At 59.7% G+C, this 18,016-nt stretch carries 17 protein-coding genes; 7 read left to right on the forward strand and 10 right to left on the reverse strand.

Annotated features, from left to right (window positions below; genetic code table 11):
* The first annotated feature begins 113 nt into the window (after positions 1-113).
* From zapB to ABLV52_RS08510, 4 genes are all read left to right on the forward strand, one after another.
* Entirely contained in the window at positions 114-359 is a 246-nt protein-coding gene (gene zapB / locus ABLV52_RS08495) for a septal ring assembly protein ZapB (RefSeq protein WP_086075620.1), read from the forward strand.
* Positions 360-511: 152 nt separating this feature from the next.
* Positions 512-1,501, forward strand: a complete 990-nt coding sequence (locus ABLV52_RS08500; RefSeq protein WP_348890274.1) for a sulfate ABC transporter substrate-binding protein — start codon at positions 512-514, stop codon at positions 1,499-1,501.
* A 189-nt stretch (positions 1,502-1,690) separates the two neighbouring features.
* On the forward strand, positions 1,691-2,461 hold the full coding sequence (locus ABLV52_RS08505; protein ID WP_181404705.1) for a CDP-diacylglycerol diphosphatase: 771 nt from the start codon (positions 1,691-1,693) through the stop codon (positions 2,459-2,461).
* Between the two features lie 64 nt (positions 2,462-2,525).
* Complete coding sequence (locus ABLV52_RS08510) at positions 2,526-3,830, forward strand: SLC13 family permease (RefSeq protein ID WP_348890275.1); 1,305 nt, start codon at positions 2,526-2,528, stop codon at positions 3,828-3,830.
* A gap of 91 nt (positions 3,831-3,921) precedes the next feature.
* Here ABLV52_RS08510 and tpiA read toward each other — a convergent pair whose 3' ends face one another.
* Together tpiA and ABLV52_RS08520 are read right to left on the reverse strand one after the other, a co-directional pair.
* Positions 3,922-4,689: a triose-phosphate isomerase gene (gene tpiA / locus ABLV52_RS08515; protein ID WP_002922909.1), complete on the reverse strand. Its 768-nt coding sequence runs from the start codon at positions 4,687-4,689 to the stop codon at positions 3,922-3,924.
* 110 nt (positions 4,690-4,799) lie between these two features.
* Complete coding sequence (locus ABLV52_RS08520) at positions 4,800-5,399, reverse strand: YiiQ family protein (RefSeq protein ID WP_023291378.1); 600 nt, start codon at positions 5,397-5,399, stop codon at positions 4,800-4,802.
* A 112-nt stretch (positions 5,400-5,511) separates the two neighbouring features.
* Here ABLV52_RS08520 and ABLV52_RS08525 point away from each other — a divergent pair, with 112 nt between their 5' ends.
* Entirely contained in the window at positions 5,512-5,940 is a 429-nt protein-coding gene (locus tag ABLV52_RS08525; RefSeq protein WP_004173894.1) for a DUF805 domain-containing protein, read from the forward strand.
* On the opposite strand, the gene fpr is transcribed toward ABLV52_RS08525, so the two are convergent.
* The 7 genes from fpr to gmk all read right to left on the reverse strand — a co-directional run bounded on the left by fpr (position 5,941) and on the right by gmk (position 13,929).
* Positions 5,941-6,687 carry a ferredoxin--NADP(+) reductase gene (gene fpr, locus ABLV52_RS08530; protein WP_048298571.1) on the reverse strand — a complete coding sequence of 249 codons (747 nt, stop codon included), beginning with the start codon at positions 6,685-6,687 and terminating at the stop codon, positions 5,941-5,943.
* A gap of 150 nt (positions 6,688-6,837) precedes the next feature.
* A complete protein-coding gene (gene glpX, locus ABLV52_RS08535) occupies positions 6,838-7,848 on the reverse strand; it encodes a class II fructose-bisphosphatase (RefSeq protein ID WP_023291376.1) in 1,011 nt (336 codons plus the stop codon).
* Positions 7,849-7,896: 48 nt separating this feature from the next.
* A complete protein-coding gene (recG, locus tag ABLV52_RS08540; protein ID WP_023291375.1) occupies positions 7,897-9,978 on the reverse strand; it encodes an ATP-dependent DNA helicase RecG in 2,082 nt (693 codons plus the stop codon).
* Positions 9,979-9,983: 5 nt separating this feature from the next.
* Entirely contained in the window at positions 9,984-10,673 is a 690-nt protein-coding gene (gene trmH, locus ABLV52_RS08545; protein WP_017900060.1) for a tRNA (guanosine(18)-2'-O)-methyltransferase TrmH, read from the reverse strand.
* 163 nt (positions 10,674-10,836) lie between these two features.
* On the reverse strand, positions 10,837-12,957 hold the full coding sequence (gene spoT, locus ABLV52_RS08550) for a bifunctional GTP diphosphokinase/guanosine-3',5'-bis pyrophosphate 3'-pyrophosphohydrolase (protein WP_004205080.1): 2,121 nt from the start codon (positions 12,955-12,957) through the stop codon (positions 10,837-10,839).
* 18 nt (positions 12,958-12,975) lie between these two features.
* Positions 12,976-13,251, reverse strand: a complete 276-nt coding sequence (gene rpoZ / locus ABLV52_RS08555) for a DNA-directed RNA polymerase subunit omega (protein ID WP_000135058.1) — start codon at positions 13,249-13,251, stop codon at positions 12,976-12,978.
* A 54-nt stretch (positions 13,252-13,305) separates the two neighbouring features.
* A complete protein-coding gene (gmk, locus tag ABLV52_RS08560) occupies positions 13,306-13,929 on the reverse strand; it encodes a guanylate kinase (RefSeq protein WP_002922664.1) in 624 nt (207 codons plus the stop codon).
* Between the two features lie 258 nt (positions 13,930-14,187).
* Between gmk and ligB the strand changes: the two genes are divergently transcribed.
* Positions 14,188-15,867, forward strand: a complete 1,680-nt coding sequence (gene ligB, locus ABLV52_RS08565; RefSeq protein ID WP_348890276.1) for an NAD-dependent DNA ligase LigB — start codon at positions 14,188-14,190, stop codon at positions 15,865-15,867.
* A 5-nt stretch (positions 15,868-15,872) separates the two neighbouring features.
* Here the strand turns inward: ligB and ABLV52_RS08570 are convergent, their stop codons facing one another.
* Entirely contained in the window at positions 15,873-16,490 is a 618-nt protein-coding gene (locus ABLV52_RS08570) for a trimeric intracellular cation channel family protein (protein WP_002922654.1), read from the reverse strand.
* A 275-nt stretch (positions 16,491-16,765) separates the two neighbouring features.
* Between ABLV52_RS08570 and ABLV52_RS08575 the strand changes: the two genes are divergently transcribed.
* Positions 16,766-18,016 (forward strand): chloride channel protein, encoded by a 1,251-nt coding sequence (locus tag ABLV52_RS08575; RefSeq protein WP_049013292.1) that lies wholly within the window; start codon positions 16,766-16,768, stop codon positions 18,014-18,016.

Here is an 18,016-nt window from a genome sequence, read left to right on the forward strand (position 1 = left end):
CGGGGATTCATACAATCGACGATAACACCGCTATGTGCGCTAATTTTCGTTAAGGCGGGACCGCGTATACGAAACACCAGTTTCTATCAACGCCTTGCAAGTTCAGGAGAGGTATGACGATGTCATTAGAAGTGTTTGAGAAATTAGAATCTAAGGTTCAGCAGGCGATTGATACCATCACTCTGTTGCAGATGGAAATCGAAGAGCTGAAAGAAAAGAACAACACCCTGGCGCAGGAAGTTCAGAGCGCGCAGCATGGTCGTGAAGAGCTGGAGCGCGAAAACAGCCAGCTGAAAGAGCAGCAGCAGGGCTGGCAGGAGCGTCTGCAGGCGCTGCTGGGCCGCATGGAAGAAGTCTAATCGCTTCGCGCCCTCTCCCGCCAGGGAGGGGGTGTTCCTTATCCCTTCCTTTATTCTCGCAAGTTATAGCCAATCTTTTTTTATTCTTTAATCATTGAATCGCTTTCTGGCACGCTTAGCCCATCACAACACGACATAAAGAGAGCGGTGCGATGAATAAGTGGGGCGTAGGGTTAACTCTGTTGCTGGCATCCGCCAGCGTTCTGGCAAAAGACATTCAGCTATTAAACGTATCTTATGATCCAACGCGCGAGCTGTACGAACAGTACAACAAAGCGTTCAGCGCGCACTGGAAGCAGGAGACCGGCGACAACGTGGTGATCCGCCAGTCGCACGGCGGCTCCGGCAAGCAGGCGACCTCGGTGATTAACGGTATTGAAGCGGATGTGGTTACGCTGGCGCTGGCCTACGACGTCGACGCGATCGCCGAGCGCGGCCGTATCGATAAAAACTGGCTGAAGCGCCTGCCGGATAACTCCGCGCCCTATACTTCCACCATCGTGTTCCTCGTCCGTAAGGGCAATCCGAAACAGATCCATGACTGGAACGACCTGATCAAACCGGACGTGTCGGTCATTACCCCGAACCCGAAAAGCTCCGGCGGCGCTCGCTGGAACTACCTGGCGGCCTGGGGCTATGCCCTGCATCAGAACCATGGCGACCAGGCGAAAGCCCAGGAGTTCGTCAAGGCGCTGTATAAAAACGTGGAAGTGCTGGACTCCGGCGCGCGCGGTTCGACCAATACCTTCGTAGAACGCGGGATCGGCGATGTGCTGATCGCCTGGGAAAACGAAGCGCTGCTGGCGACCAACGAACTGGGCAAAGACAAGTTTGAAATCGTGACTCCGAGTGAGTCGATTCTGGCTGAGCCGACCGTTTCGGTGGTCGATAAAGTCGTGGATAAGAAAGGCACCCGCCAGGTGGCGGAAGCGTACCTGAAGTATCTCTACTCGCCGGAAGGCCAGGAGATTGCGGCGAAGAACTTCTACCGTCCGCGCGATCCGAACGTGGCGAAGAAATATGCTAATGAATTCCCGAAACTGAAGCTGTTCACCATCGATCAGGAGTTCGGCGGCTGGACGAAAGCGCAGAAAGCGCACTTCTCCAACGGCGGCACCTTCGACCAGATTAGCCAGCGTTAAACCTCTCCAGCCCCGCTCCGGCGGGGCTTGCTGCCATCGCCCTGCAGTGGCTGTGCTTGCGCAGGCCTACAGGCTGCCAGCGTAGCCCGGGCAACGCGCCAGACGCCATCCGGAAAAGCGCCCCGCCCGTCATCTGTTTTCATTTAGTCATCAAATTACGTTACTCTTCCGCTTCAGGCTTAACAGGGAATGAAAATGAGAAGAGTAAGATACTTTTTGCTGGCGCTGCTGGTGGCGATCCTCGCGGCGCTGGCCGGCGGCTACTATTGGCTGCACTCTGGCAACCCGGACGCGTTGCGCAAGATTGTTCTGCAGCAGTGCGTTCCCCATCAGCAACAGCAGCAAAACCCGTCGCCGTGCGCCGAAGTGAACCTCAAGGGCGGCTATGTGCTGTTTAAAGACCGTAACGGCCCGCTGCAGTATTTGCTGATGCCGACCTACCGCATTAACGGCACCGAAAGCCCGCTGCTGTTGGATCCGCTGACGCCCAACTTCTTCTGGCAGGCCTGGCAGGGGCGTGAAATCATGAGCCAGCGCCACGGCGCGCCGGTTCCGGATAACGCGGTATCGCTGGCAATCAACTCGCGCAGCGGACGCACACAAAACCATTTCCATATTCATATCTCTTGCCTGCACCCCGATGTGCGCGCGCAGTTAGATAAGGATGCGGCGGCGATCAGCAGCCGCTGGCTGCCGCTACCGGGTGGGCTTGAGGGCCATGAATACCTGGCGCGCCGGGTGACGGAGGCGGAGCTGGCCCAGCGCAGCCCATTCCTGATGCTGGCGGAAGAGGTGCCGGAGGCGCGTCAGCATATGGGACGCTTCGCGCTGGCGATGGCCCAGCAGAGCGACGGCTCGCTGGTGCTGCTGGCGACGGAGCGTAACCTGCTCTCCCTGAACCGGGCGTCGGCGGAAGAGATTCAGGATCATCGCTGCGCCATCCTTAACGCAAACCACTAGTTCTGGCGTTTACCTGTCTTACCTGTCGTCGTATTCTTGCTGAAAAAAACGACAGGAGACAGGCATGTCGCTCTGGCTTACCCACCCGCTGTTCCTCCCTTCACTGATTGTCGGCGTCACCATTGTGCTCTGGGCAACATCGCTGCTGCCGGAGTTTATCACCGCGCTGCTGTTTTTCGCTGCGGCAATGATGGCGAAAATCTCCCCGCCGGAGGTGATCTTTGGCGGCTTTGCCTCCTCGGCCTTCTGGCTGGTGTTCAGCGGCTTTGTGCTCGGCATCGCGATCCGTAAAACCGGGCTGGCGGACCGGGCGGCGCAGGCGTTGTCGGCGCGGCTAACCGACTCCTGGCCGCGGATGGTCGCCAGCGTGGTACTCCTGAGCTACGCCCTGGCGTTCGTGATGCCTTCCAACATGGGGCGCATCGCGCTGCTGATGCCGATCGTGGCGGCGATGGCCCGCCGGGCGGGCATTGCCGACGGTAGCCGCGGCTGGTTCGGCCTGGCGCTGGCGGTGGGATTCGGCACCTTTCAGCTGTCGGCGACCATTCTGCCCGCCAACGTGCCGAATCTGGTGATGAGCGGCGCGGCGGAAGGCTCGTACGGTATCCACCTGAATTATGTCCCCTATTTACTGCTGCATACGCCGGTGCTTGGCTGGCTGAAAGGGGCGGCGCTGGTGGCGCTAATCTGCTGGCTGTTTCCTGGTAAGCCGCATCCGCCGCGCGACCTGGCGCCGCTGCCGGCGATGAGCCGCGACGAGAAGCGTCTGGCGTGGCTGCTGGCGGTGGTCCTCACGCTGTGGGTGACCGAGAGCTGGCACGGCGTTGGCCCAGCGTGGACCGGCCTGGCGGCGGCGGTGGTAACGCTGCTGCCGCGGGTGGGCTTTATCAGCGGCGAGGAGTTTGCCAGCGGCGTGAATATGCGCACCTGCATCTACGTCGCCGGGATTCTGGGGCTGGCGATCACCGTCACCCAAACCGGGATTGGCGGCGTGGTGGGCAATGCGCTGCTGGAAGTGATGCCCCTGGATAAAGACAATCCTTTCACCAGCTTTCTCGCTCTGACCGGGATAACCAGCGCGCTGAACTTTATTATGACCGCCAACGGCGTGCCGGCGCTCTACACCACGTTTGCCCAGAGCTTTGCCGACGCCACCGGCTTCCCGTTGCTGAGCGTAATTATGATTCAGGTGCTGGGCTATTCCACGCCGCTGCTGCCGTATCAAGCGTCGCCGATCGTGGTCGCGATGGGGTTAGGCAAGGTCCCGGCGAGGGCGGGGATGCTGCTGTGTCTGGCGCTGGCGGCGGTGAGCTATTTGATTTTGCTGCCGCTGGACTACGCCTGGTATCAGCTGTTGGGGAAACTGTAGCGGCAAAAAAAGCCCGGCTTGCGCTGTGCGAAGCCGGGCTTCAGAGATTTATCAGTCATCCCGGTCGCGTGTCGCCGCCGGGAAAAGCGGATTAGGCTTTTTTCGCCGCTTCTGCAGCTTTCACGATCACCGCGAAAGCGTCTGCTTTCAGGGAAGCGCCGCCAACCAGCGCGCCGTCGATGTCCGGCTGGGTGAACAGCTCTGCTGCGTTGCCAGCGTTAACGGAACCGCCGTACTGGATGATCACTTGCTCAGCGATTTTGGCGTCAGCTTTAGCAATGTGGTCACGGATGAATTTGTGCACCGCCTGAGCCTGAGCCGGGGTCGCGGATTTGCCGGTACCGATAGCCCATACGGGTTCGTAAGCGATAACCACACCTTCGAAAGCGGCAGCGCCCTGCGTTTTCAGTACCGCGTCGATCTGACGCGCGCAAACTTCTTCCGTTTTGCCCGCTTCGTTTTCCGCTTCGGTTTCACCGATGCACAGTACCGGAGTCAGACCCTGCTCTTTCAGCACGGCGAATTTCTTCGCGATCAGCTCGTCGGATTCTTTGTGGTAGGTACGACGCTCGGAGTGGCCGATGATGATGTACTGCGCGCCGATATCTTTCAGCATTTCGGCGGAGGTTTCACCGGTGAAAGCGCCGGACAGGTTCACGTCAACGTTCTGCGCGCCCAGGTGGATGTGGCTGCCTTCTGCCGCACGCTTAGCCAGGTCCAGATACATTTCCGGCGGGGCGATGGCAACTGCACAGCCGCTTACGCCAGCCAGCTCGGTACGCAGGTTCGCAACCAGTTCGTTTACCATGTGGCGGCTGCCGTTCAGTTTCCAGTTACCCATCACTAAAGGATGTCGCATTTTAATTCTCCACGCTACTTAAGCGAATTAAGGAATATAGCCGCCCCCAGAGGGCAGCATGGTCTGTGAAACAGTATAGAGACTCGTCACTGGAAAGGCTTTGCTTTTTGTCATTTATTGTTACCTTCCAGCGTTTCAGATAGCGCCAGCTTAATCGGTTCAATAGCGAAGGTCAGACCCTTTTCGCCATGATCTGCCACCACATAGCGCACGGCGCCCTCGGTGTCGGCGAAGTAGCGTTTGCCTTTGCCGGCGGTCAGGAGTTTCTGCAGTTTTTGCTGGCTCTGCGCCGGGCTAAGGGTGGGCACGAAGGCGCGGATCATGGCGCTCATATACTCCAGCGCTTTGGCCTTCGCCGCTTTTTGCTCCGGCCCCTGGATCGGTAGCCAGGTGATCTGCATGGATTTGATCTTCAGCGTGCCGCGCTCCAGCGCGGTGGAGGCATAGAGATTTTCGTTTATCTTGCTGGCGGCGCGGGTCAGGTTAGCCCGATCGCGGCTGGTTGATATGGAACGGAATTCATTCAGAGGCAGCTTCGGGTTATCGGCGTTAAATTTTTCCCGGAACTGGCTGATCGACAAGTCAAAGCTCGGCGCGCCGGCGAGCAGGTAGGGGGCAGCGGTCGTCGATTCGCTTTCTGCGGACAACGCGTGCGGGCCGACGGCAAGGCCCATCAGCCCACTGAAACACAAGATTGTCCACTTCTTCATGCCCGTCGTTCCTTTTTTTGCCTGCTGACGATTAAATCGGGAAGCGCGGCGCTTGTCAAAAAGTCACGACGCCAGGGTAAACTACGCAGACGATGATGATAAGGAAAAACGCATGACCCTACAGCAGTGGTTATTCTCAATTAAAGGGCGCATTGGCCGCCGCGATTTCTGGATCTGGATTGCCATCTGGCTGGTGACCATGAGCGCTCTGTTCACCCTGGCAGGGAGCAATCTGCTTAATCTGCAGACGGCGGCGTTTATTATCGTCTGCCTGCTGTGGCCGACGGCGGCGGTGGTGGTGAAGCGACTGCACGATCGCGGCAAATCCGGACTGTGGGCGCTGCTGATGATTTTGGCGTGGATGCTGCTGGCGGGGAACTGGGCGATGCTGCCGCAGGTCTGGCAGTGGGGCGTCGGGCGCTTTGTGCCGACGCTGATTATCGTCATGATGCTGATCGACCTGGGGGCGTTTGTCGGCACCCAGGGCGAGAATAAGTTCGGCAAGGAGACCCAGGACGTGCGCTGGAAAGCAGACGCCTGATTACCAGTAATGCTCCGCCGTCATGTGGCCCGGCCGGCGACGCAGATGTTTGGTCATCTGCCGGGTCTCTTTTAACAGCTGTTGGGTATCGCGCACCATCTGCGGGTTGCCGCACAGCATCACATGGCTGGTGTCGTTGGTCATCGGCAGGCCGACCGCCTCCTCCAGCGCCCCGGTTTCAATCAGGAACGGCACCCGGCCGGTCAGCGAGCCTGCCACGGTTTCGCGACTGACCACCGTCTGGATGCGTAATTTGCCGGCGTAGCGCTGCTCAAGCTCGCGCATCAGCGGCAGATAGCTCAGGTCCGCGGCGTAGCGCACGGCATGGACCAGCACCAGATGGTTAAAGCGCTCAAGATCTTTGCCTTCCTGGAGAATCGACAGGTAAGGCCCAAGCGCGGTGCCGGTCGCCAGCATCCACAGGGTATCGCAATCCGGTACTTCCTCGAGGACGAAGAAGCCAGCCGCTTCGCTCACCACCTGGACCTCATCGCCCGGCTTCAGCGCCGCCAGACGCGGGCTCAGTTTGCCTTCCGGGACGGTGACCAGATAGAACTCGAGATCGGGATTGCCGGGAGCGTTGACGTAGGAGTAGGCGCGCTGCACGCGTTCGCCGTCGATTTCCAGCCCGAGCTTGGTAAATTGCCCGGCGGTAAACGGCTGAACCGGCGCCCGCACGTATAAACTGAACAAGGCGTCCGTCCAGTACTCCACTTTTGTCACTTTGCCGCTAACCCAGTCCGCCATCGTCTTCTCCTGTTGCCAAGCGATGCTTTATCTTCGGCCCAGACGGGCAAGATTTCCACCCCGCAGGCGCAAGAAAGCTCTATTGATCAAATATAAACGAAGAACAGGACAACCGCCCGCGGACGGTTGCCTGGAGGAGAGAAAGCGGTATTACAGGATGTGCTGCTGGACGTCCGGATCTTTACGGTCGAGGTAATGAATCGACTGGATCCGACGGATGGTGCGCGACTTGCCGCGGATCAGCAGCGTCTCGGTGGTGGCCATATTGCCCTTACGGGTGATGCCGTCCAGCAGATCGCCTTTGGTGATGCCGGTGGCGGAGAAGACGACGTTATCGCTGCGCGCCATTTCATCAAGGCGCAGCACTTTACCCGCTTCGATGCCCATGGTTTTGCAGCGCGCCAGCTCGTTTTCACCGATGCGACGATTCTCTTCACTGTCGCCCTTCACGTGGTGACGAGCCAGCAGGCGGCCCTGCATATCGCCGTCGAGCGCGCGGATCACCGCGGCGGAAACCACCCCTTCCGGCGCGCCGCCGATGCCGTACAGCACGTCGACTTCGCTATCCGGCATGCAAGTGAGAATGGAGGCCGCGACGTCGCCATCGGGAATGGCGAACACGCGCACGCCCAGTTGCTGCAGCTGAGCAATCACCGCGTCGTGGCGCGGTTTCGCCAGCACGGTGACGGTCAGCTCGCCCAGCGGCTTGTTCAGCGCGCGGGCGATATTGCGCAGGTTCTCTTCCAGCGGCAGACTGAGGTCGATAGCGCCTTTAGCGCCCGGGCCGACAATCAGCTTTTCCATATACATATCCGGCGCGTTGAGGAAGCAGCCTTTATCGCCGACCGCCATCACCGCCAGGGCGTTAGCCTGGCCCATCGCCGTCATCCGGGTGCCTTCGATGGGATCGACGGCGATATCCACCGCATCGCCCTTGCCGGTGCCCACTTTTTCGCCGATATAGAGCATCGGCGCTTCATCGATTTCGCCCTCGCCAATGACGATGGTGCCGTCGATATTGACGAGGTTAAGCATAATGCGCATGGCGTTCACCGCGGCGCCGTCGGCGGAGTTTTTATCGCCGCGGCCCAGCCATTTATAGCCCGCCAGCGCGGCGGCTTCGGTGACACGCGAAAATTCGATGGCCAGTTCTCGTTTCATAATCCACTCATTGTGTAGAAAAATTGCCCGCAGCGCGGCAAAAGCGCGCTACGCGTTGGAATAGCGTTCGGTTTCCGGCATCCAGCGCTCGATCAGCGCCTGGGCCTGCAGCGGATAGCGTTCATGAATGTGGCGCGCAATGCGCTGAACGTCGGGGATCATCGCCTGATCGCGCAGTAAATCCGCCACTTTAAACTCGGCGTTGCCGGTCTGGCGGGTGCCGAGCAGCTCGCCGGGACCGCGAATTTCAAGGTCTTTCTGGGCGATGACGAAACCGTCGTTGCTGTCGCGCAGCACCTGCAGACGCTTCTGCGCCGTTTTAGAGAGCGGCGATTTATAGAGTAGCACGCAGTGGGAAGCGACCGCGCCGCGCCCGACGCGCCCTCTGAGCTGGTGCAGCTGCGCCAGACCCAGACGTTCCGGGTTTTCGATAATCATCAGGCTCGAGTTCGGCACGTCGACACCGACTTCAATGACCGTCGTGGCTACCAGCAGGTGCATTTCGCCCTGCTTGAAAGCCTGCATCACCGCCTGCTTTTCCGCCGGTTTCATCCGCCCGTGCACCAGACCGATATTCAGCTCCGGCAGCGCCAGCTTGAGCTCCTCCCAGGTGGCTTCCGCCGCCTGGGCCTCCAGCAGATCGGACTCTTCGATGAGGGTACAGACCCAATAGGCCTGGCGGCCTTCGTGGGTGCAGGCGTTGCGCACGCGGTCGATAATATCGCTGCGCCGGGTGTCCGGGATAGCGACGGTGGTCACCGGGGTTCGGCCCGGCGGCAGCTCGTCGATAACCGAGGTATCGAGGTCGGCGTAGGCGGTCATCGCCAGGGTGCGCGGGATCGGCGTGGCGGTCATGATCAGCTGATGCGGATGGAAACCCTGCTGCTGACCTTTCTCCCACAGCGCCAGCCGCTGGTGTACGCCGAAGCGGTGCTGTTCGTCGATAATCACCAGCGCCAGGCCATTAAACTGCACCTGTTCCTGGAAGATGGCGTGGGTGCCGACAATCATCTGCACCTCGCCGCTGGCGATCGCGTCCTGCTGTGCCTGGCGGGCTTTGCCTTTCTGTTTGCCCGCCAGCCAGCCGACTTCAATGCCCAGCGGTGCAAACCAGCTGCGGAAGTTATTGGCGTGCTGCTCGGCGAGCAGTTCGGTGGGCGCCATCAGCGCCACCTGTTTGCCGTGGGCGATAGCGCGCAACGCGGCCAGGGCGGCGACCAGCGTTTTACCGGAGCCGACGTCGCCCTGCACCAGGCGCATCATTGGCACGTCCAGCGCCATATCGCGCTCGATCTCGGCGGTGACCCGCGCCTGCGCTCCGGTGGGCTTAAAGGGCAGGGAGGCCAGCAGCTGATTTTTCAGGGTATCGTTGGCGCCGAGCGGCAGGGCGTGATAGCGCTGGGCGCCTGCCCGCAGCGCCAGCATGCTGAGGTTGTGCGCCAGCAGCTCTTCCAGAATCAGGCGCTGCTGCGCCGGGTGCTTGCCGCTTTCCAGCTCGCTAAGCAATAACGATGGCGGCGGACGATGCAGGGTGCGCAGCGCCTCCGGCAGGCTCATCATCCCCTGCGCCAGCTCCGGCGGCAGGAGTTCGCCGATAGCGCAGGTCTCCAGCAGCTCGAGCGCCTGATCGGTGAGCTTGCGCAGGGTCGCCTGCTTAATGCCCTCGGTAGTCGGATAGACCGGCGTTAGGGTCTCCTGCAGCTCCGGGGTGCTCATATCGCCCTGGACGCGATATTCCGGGTGGATCATTTCGGCGCCGTACTTCCCGCGTTTGGCTTCACCGTAGGCCAGCACGCGTCGACCGGTCGCGAGGCTGTTTTTCATCGCCGCGTTGAAGTTGAAAAAGCGCATGGTGAGGATGCCGGTGCCGTCGCTGATCTGGCAGGTCATCATTCGGCGGCCGCCGAAGGTGATATTGCTGTTGAGCACTTCGCCTTCCACGGTGGCATAAACGCCGGGAAGCAGATCGGCTATCGGATAAAGATGGGTGCGATCTTCGTAGCGCAAAGGCAGGTGCAGCAGCAGATCCTGTACCGTATGCAGGCCGATCTTCGCCAGCTTGCTGCTCTGCGCAGCCCCGACGCCGGTGAGTGAACTGAGCGGAACGGCATCTAACAGGCGGCCTGACATCGGGTTTACCTCGCAGCCTGCATGGTGGCCCACCACGCGGCATCGGCTTCCACTTCGCCCTGCTCGTTAACGTGGGGGTAAGGCAGCCCTTTTTGTCTCGCGACGCGGGCCAGCACCGGATAGCCGCCTTCAAACAGCAGGCGCTGTTGCTCTTCCGGCGGCAGCATGCTGTTGGCGCGTTGGTACATCCCGGCATTCTGTCGCTGCCGCTGGGCTTCATACAGGATCAGCGCCGAGGCGACGGAGACGTTCAGCGACTGCACCATGCCGATCATCGGGATAATAATGTCCTGATCCGCCAGGGCCAGCGCTTCCTGAGTGATGCCGGTTTTCTCCTGACCCATCAGGATGCATGTTGGGCGCGTATAGTCGATTTCACGGAAATCGATGGCTTTGTCGGAAAGATGGGTGGCGAGGATTTGCATACCCTGGCCTTTGAGGTGGCCGACGGCATCTGCGATGGTACGGTGGGTTTTCACCTGCACCCAGCTGTTGCTGCCCGCGGCGGCGGAGGCCATGGTGCGCATCCGGCTGCTCGGCCAGACCGCGTGCACCTCGTGTACGCCAACGGCGTCTGCGGTCCGGATGACCGCAGAGACGTTATGGGGCTTATGGACCTGCTCCATGCAGACCGTCAGGTCAGGCTGACGCCTGGCGAGCATCTCGCAGATACGCGCATAACGCTGTGAATTCATTACTCTTAATCCTTCGAATTACCTCTTTAGCCGCTGCGGATCACGCGGCCCATCCCTGGGCCTCGCCCCTGACGGGGGCGCTGCAGGCAGCGTTCAAATCTGCTCCCGGCAGATTTGTCATTCGCTTGCCGCCTTGATGCAATTCGAATGTTTTGTCTAAAAGCTAATTTCGGTTACGGGTGACTTTAATCACGTCCGGCATGACGCGTATTTTGCGCATGATATTCGCCAGATGCACGCGGTCGCGGGCGGTCAGGCGGATAAAGGCGCTGTATACGCGGCCATCTTTCTCTTCCGTATTCAGGCTCTGGATATTGGAAGAGGCGGTGTTGATCGCCGCCGTCAGGTTAGCCAGTGCGCCCTGGTGGTTAAACATATCCACCTTGATCTCTGTAATGAACTCCTGAGCGGTCTCTTTATCCCACTCAACCGCCATAAATTTCTCCGGCTCTTTCTGGTAGCCGCGGATGTTACGACAGGATTCATGATGGATAACCAGCCCTTTGCCGGGACTGACGTGGGCGATAATCGGGTCACCGGGGATCGGGCGACAGCATTTGGCGAAAGTGATCAGCACGCCATCGGCGCCTTTGATCGGCAGATGGCCGTGGTTTGAGGCATTGGCCGGCACCGGCGCCGCAGCGGCTTCGCCCTGCTGCAGGTTTTTCGCCACCACCACGCTCATGGCGTTGCCCAGACCGATCTCCGCCAGCAGATCGTCAAGCGAGGCCAGCTTCATCCGGTCGAGCTCGCGCTGGATATTCTCCGGCGGGATCTCGGCGAGTTTGCGGCTACCGCCCAGCGCGTGGTTGAGCAGACGACGGCCAAGGCTGACCGAGTCATCGCGCTTGAGGTTTTTCAGCAACTGACGGATCTTGGCGCGCGCCTTCGAGCTGACGACAAAGTTCAGCCAGGCGGCATTCGGACGTGCGCCCGGCGCGGTAATAATTTCGACAGTCTGACCGCTGGAGAGCGGCTGCGACAGCGGATAGGGCTGGCGGTCGACGCGCGCGCCGACGCAGGCATGGCCGATATCGGTATGCACCGCATAGGCGAAGTCCACCGGCGTGGCGCCAGCGGGCAGTTCGACAATGCGCCCTTCCGGGGTGAAAACGTAAATCTCATCGGGGAACAGATCGGATTTAACGCTCTCGATAAATTCAAACGAGCTGCCGGCGCTCTGCTGCAGCTCCAGCAGGCTCTGCATCCAGCGCTGGGCGCGGATTTGCGCGGTGGTGCTGCTTTCGCCGCCGTGCTCTTTATAAGCCCAGTGCGCCGCGACCCCCATCTCCGCCATCTGGTCCATGTCTTCGGTACGAATTTGTACCTCGACCGGGACGCCGTGGGGGCCGATCATCGAGGTGTGCAAAGACTGATAGCCGTTCGCTTTCGGAATAGCGATATAATCTTTGAAACGACCTGGACGCGGTTTATAGAGGCTGTGCATCTGGCCAAGCACGCGGTAGCAGACATCGGCATCATGGACGATAACGCGGAAGGCGTAGATATCCATGATCGAGTGAAAACGCTGCTCTTTAAGCACCATTTTACAGTAGATCGAGTACAGATGCTTTTCACGACCGCTGACGCGGCAGGGGATCCCCGCTTCCTGCAAACGCCCTTCGATTTCCGAGAGAATCTTTTGGATCATCTCTTTACGGTTGCCGCGCGCCGCTTTGACCACCTCTTTAATGACGCGGTAGCGGTTCGGGTACAGCGCCTCAAAGCCCAGCTCTTCGAGCTCGGTTTTGATGTGATGGATACCTAAACGGTGCGCCAGCGGGCTGTAGATTTCCAGCGTTTCGCGGGCGATGCGGCGGCGTTTATCCGGGCGTAGCGAGCCCAGTGTACGCATGTTGTGGGTGCGGTCGGCAAGCTTGATGAGGATGACGCGGATGTCCTGCACCATCGCCATGATCATTTTGCGAAAGTTTTCGGCCTGTGCCTCTTTCTTATCGCGGAACTTGAGCTTATCAAGTTTCGATACCCCCTCAACCAGTTCGGCGACGCTTTTACCAAAAAGCTGTTCCATGTCCTGGTAGGTGGCGGGAGTATCTTCAATCACATCATGCAGCAGCGCGGCCATCAGCGTTTCGTAGTCGAGCTTCATCTCGGCCAGAATACAGGCTACCGCGACCGGGTGCGTGATATAAGGTTCACCGCTTGAACGTGTCTGACCCTCGTGAGCGTCACGTGCAACGAGATACGCCTGCCGCAGACGTTTGATCTGGTCTTCCGGCAGGTAGTTTTGAATCAGCTGATTCAGGCTTTCAAACAGATACAAGGGCGACCCGCTGTGTGATTAACGACGACCTTCAGCAATCGCGGTAACGGCTTGTAATTCAGCGGCTTCCTGCTCTTGCTGTTCCTGGCGCTCACGTACGTCGAGGATCTGGTTGTTGATCAGACCTTCTTCGATTTCGCGCAGTGCGATTACGGTGGTTTTATCGTTTTCTTCCGGTACCAGCGGATCCTTTCCGCCTACCTGCATCTGACGAGCGCGACGCGCGGCGACCAGTACCAGGTCAAAACGGTTACCAATTTTCTCTACAGCGTCCTGAACAGTTACGCGTGCCATACTTAAAATGCTCCACAGGTGAAGAAATGACTGGGCATGATACTGAATGTGGGTTCAGTCTGCCAATAGTTTGGTGATTAAAGCGCCATGTCGCTGCTTTTGGCGGCTCATGCGCAGACGTTCAGCGCGGATGATATTTTTCAGGTCGCTCAGGGCGGTGTCAAAATCATCGTTCACAATCAGGTAATCATATTCGGCGTAATGGCTCATTTCCGCAACGGCCTGGGCCATTCGCTTCGCGATCACCTCTTCGCTGTCCTGGCCGCGGCCGCGCAGTCGACGGTCCAGTTCATCTTTTGACGGCGGCAGAATAAAAATGCTGCGTGCGCCAGGCATGCTTTTACGGATCTGCTGCGCGCCCTGCCAGTCGATATCGAGGAAGACATCAACGCCGGTCGCCAGCACCTGCTCGATCGCTTTACGCGACGTGCCGTAATAGTTGCCAAAGACCTCTGCATGTTCCAGAAACGCGTTTTCGCCAATCATCGAGCGGAATTCGTCGTGATTCACGAAGAAATAATGTTCGCCGTGTACTTCACCCGGACGCGGCGCCCGCGTGGTATGGGAAACCGATACCTGGGTGTCATACAACGGTTGGGTTTTTAATAAAGCCTGAATCAGGCTGGATTTACCCGCGCCGCTAGGGGCGGAAACAATATAAAGCGTGCCTTGAGCCATGAGTGTCTTTTGTATGTGGTTATCGAAAGAGGTCCTACATACGAGCCTATTATACACGTCGCCGCGGCGTGACGCAGTCCTTGTCACACTTTTTGCCGCTGTTTCTTTCATTTTGCCTGCCGTTTTCCTGAATTCGCCAGCCGTTGCTGCAACGAGGTGTAAATCCTGGAAGGCGCTTCGCAGGGTGAAAAAGCGCCCGTCGCGGTTTCCGGCATTCTGCCGCAGACTCTCCGCCAGGTGATGAAGGAGGGGACAGCAATGCGTAAAGGAGGAGGGTGGCTGGCGATAGGGATGTTCTCCGCCAGCGCGCTGGCGACGTGTCCGGACTGGCCGCCGGCCAAAGGCAGACAGGAGATCGCACGTCTACATCAGCAGATTGACGCCTGGAACGAGGCTTACTGGCGACAGGGCGCCAGCGAGGTGAGCGATGACGTTTACGACCAGCTCACCCTGCGCCTGGCGCAGTGGCGGCAATGCTTTCCGGGCGCGACGCCGGAGGATGACGATCTGCCTCCGCCGACCGGCGATACGCGTCATCCGGTCGCCCATACTGGCGTGCGCAAGCTGGCGGATGGGGCCAGTGTGGCCCGCTGGATGAAAAGTAAAGCCGACCTGTGGGTACAGCCTAAAGTGGACGGCGTGGCGGTCACCCTGGTCTATCGCCAGGGGCATCTGGTTCAGGCTATTAGCCGCGGGGATGGCCTGCGCGGTGAGTTGTGGACCGCCCGAGCGCGGCAGATCCCGGCGCTGGCGAAGCTGACGACCGGCGAACTGGCCAACAGCGTGCTGCAGGGGGAGCTATTTCTGCGTCGGGAGGGGCATATTCAGCAGCAGGCTGGCGGAATGAACGCGCGGGCGAAAGTCGCCGGGTTGATGATGCGGGCTGACGCGGCGGCGGCGCCGCTCAGCCAGCTGGACGTTTTTATCTGGGCCTGGCCAGACGGTCCCTCGGATATGCGCCGTCAACAGCAGCTGCTGGCGCAGGCGGGGTTCGGCTACAGCGGACAATACACCCATTCGGTAACGCGCGTTGAGCAGGTGGCGGAGTGGCGCCAGCGCTGGTATCGCTCGCCGCTCCCCTTCGTCAGCGATGGCGTGATTGTGCGTGAAGGACGCGAACCGTCGGGGCGCGTCTGGTCACCGGGAAGGGGCGAGTGGCTGGCAGCCTGGAAATATCCTCCGGCATCGCGGGTGATGGAGGTGCGGGCGATCCATTTCAGTACTGGCCGCAGCGGCAGACTCAACGTAGTGGCTGAGCTTGAGCCCCAGCGGCTGGATGACAAACGCGTGCAGCGGGTTAACGTTGGCTCTGTGAGCCGCTGGCAGGCGCTGGATATTGGGGTTGGCGATCAGCTGCAGATCAGTCTGGCAGGCCAGGGTATTCCACGGATCGACGCTGTTGTCTGGCGGACGGTCGAGCGCCATAAACCGAAGCCGCCGACGGCGAAATTCAATGCGCTAACCTGCTATTTCGCCACCCCCGAGTGCAGCGAACAATTTCTTTCCCGGCTGGTCTGGTTGTCATCAAAGTCGGCGCTGGATATCGATGGCGTAGGGGAAAGCGTATGGCGCGTTATTCAGCAGCAGCACCCGATGGAGCATCTTTTTTCCTGGCTGGCGCTCACGCCGGAGCAGCTGCAGGCGATGCCGGGGATCTCGGCTGCCCGCGGGCAGCACCTCTGGCATCAGTTTGATCTTATTCGTAAACGGCCTTTTATACGCTGGGTGCTGGCGATGGGGATCCCGGTGCCCCAGGGGGCGCTGGCGCAGCCTGGCAGTGAAAACTGGCGCCTCCTCACGGCAAAGAGTGAAGCGCAATGGCGCACGCTGCCGGGCGTGGGGGCGATCAGAGCCCGACAGTTAGTGGCTTTCCTGCATGACCCTGACGTGGCGGCGCTGGCGCAATGGCTTAGCAGGCAGCGCATCCCCGGGTTTTGAGGCGGTTAGTGGGCGTCGTGGGTGTAGTGGAAGACCGGTAGCCCGAGCTTCCAGCGCAGCGCCAGCATGCGGGCGGTAAAGCCGAACAGCAGCGTGGCCAGGACCACCACATCGTGGCTGCTGACGTAGTGTTGCAGCGCTATATAGAGTACCGCTGCGGCAAACGAGATCCCGGCATACAGCTCTTTCTGGAAGACCAGCGGAATGCGCTTGCAGAACATATCGCGCAGTACGCCGCCGAAAACGCCGGTGATGACCGCAGCAATAGAGGCGATAACCGGGCCTTCGCCCATATCCAGGGCGATCTGCGCGCCGATGATGGAAAACACGATCAGCCCCAGCGCATCCAGCACCAGGAAAAGCCGGCGAAGGTGCGGCATTACCGGGGCGGCAATTGTGGTAAGGACGGCGGCGACGGCGACAATGATGACGTATTCCGGATGCTTCACCCAGCCGAGAGGATAGTGTCCCAGCAGGATATCGCGAACAGAACCCCCGCCCAGCGCGGTCGCGGTGGCGATAATAATGACGCCAAACGTATCCATCCGCCGACGACCGGCAGCCAGCGCTCCGGTCATGGCTTCCGCGGTGATACCGATTAAATACAGAACATGAAGCAGCATAGATCCCCCCAGACAGTGGCCGGCAGGTTAACGATTTGTGCGCAGGATCACGATTGATATTTTCTAAAGTGAAGTCGTTAGGCCAGGAAAAAGTAATGACAACATGGCTTACATTGGCTTTATTTGGCGGTTAAGTATTATTTTTTGAATTTTTACAGATTAGAAAAAGTAATGTTTTATTCCCGATCGGTTATCTATATTGAAAACGCTAAGAATACCTAATGTTTAAGTCCCGACCTTTATCCTTTTATTTTCTTTCTCGAGGAGATGAGAAAATGCGTGTCGCCGCCGGGAACAAACATTATCTGACTCGCCTGATGGCCGTAGTATTAACCGGGATTCTGGCCGGTCTCTCCGGTATGGCGCTGGCGCTGATTTTACATGCCATTCAGCACCTGGCTTTTGGCTACAGTCCAGCGCATATCGTCGGTTCGGTATCATTTTTACAGGGCGTCACGGCGTCGCCCTGGCCACGTCGCATCGCGGCAATCGTGGCCGGCGGCATCGTCGCCGGATTTGGCTGGTGGCTGCTTGGTCGCTATGGGCAGAAGCGGGTTTCCATTGCCGCGGCGGTGGCTAACCCTTCCGTCCCCATGCCCGCGGGCACCACGACGATCCACGCTCTGCTGCAGATCGTCACCGTAGCGCTGGGGTCCCCGCTTGGCCGCGAAGTGGCTCCTCGGGAAATGGGCGCGCTGGGAGCGGGGATGGTGGCGCGTAAGCTGCGCCTGCTGGAGGATGAAACCCGTACGCTGATTGCCTGTGGGGCGGGCGCGGGCCTGGCGGCGGTGTATAACGTCCCGCTGGCAGGGGCGTTGTTCACCCTCGAGGTCATGCTGCTGTCGTTTAGCTGGGAAAAAACGCTGGCGGCGATAATGACCTCGGCGATTGCCGCCTGGACGGCCACCCTCGGGTTAGGGGATGAATCGCAATACCATTTTGTTTCCAGCGCGCTTCCGCACACCTTTCTCTGGTGGGCGATTCTGGCGGGCCCGATTCTTGGCGCCGGCGCCTGGCTCTTTCGCAAAGCGACCAGCGCAGCGCGTTCACGCGTGCGAAGTAACTGGCAGATGCCGGTGTTCTGTCTGCTGGCGTTTTCGCTTCTGGCCGTCCTTAGCCTCTGGTTCCCTGCGCTACCGGGCAATGGCAAGGGGCCGATGCAGTTGGCGCTCAGCGACGGGCTGCCTCACTCCATGGTCGCGATCCTGTTAGGGCTGAAGCTGGTGGTGATCCTGGCGGTGTTGCGCGGCGGCGCGGAAGGCGGGTTGTTAACCCCGGGGCTGGCGGTGGGCGGGCTGGCCAGCCTGCTGCTCTGCGCGCTCTGGCAATCAGGGTTCCCTGGCGGAGATGAAAGCAGTTTCGCCCTGGTGGGGGCAGCCGCTTTTCTCGCCGCCTCCATGCAGATGCCGCTGACGGCGGTGGTGCTGGTGATGGAGTTCACCCACATGGATCACAGCTATCTGGCCCCGACGCTGCTGTGCGCGGCAGGGGCGTTTTTGACCTGCCGGGTACTGGATAAAAAATAG

The sequence above is a fragment of the Klebsiella sp. GB_Kp056 genome, from assembly GCF_040064755.1.
In the GTDB taxonomy this organism is placed as follows: Bacteria; Pseudomonadota; Gammaproteobacteria; order Enterobacterales; family Enterobacteriaceae; genus Klebsiella; species Klebsiella quasipneumoniae.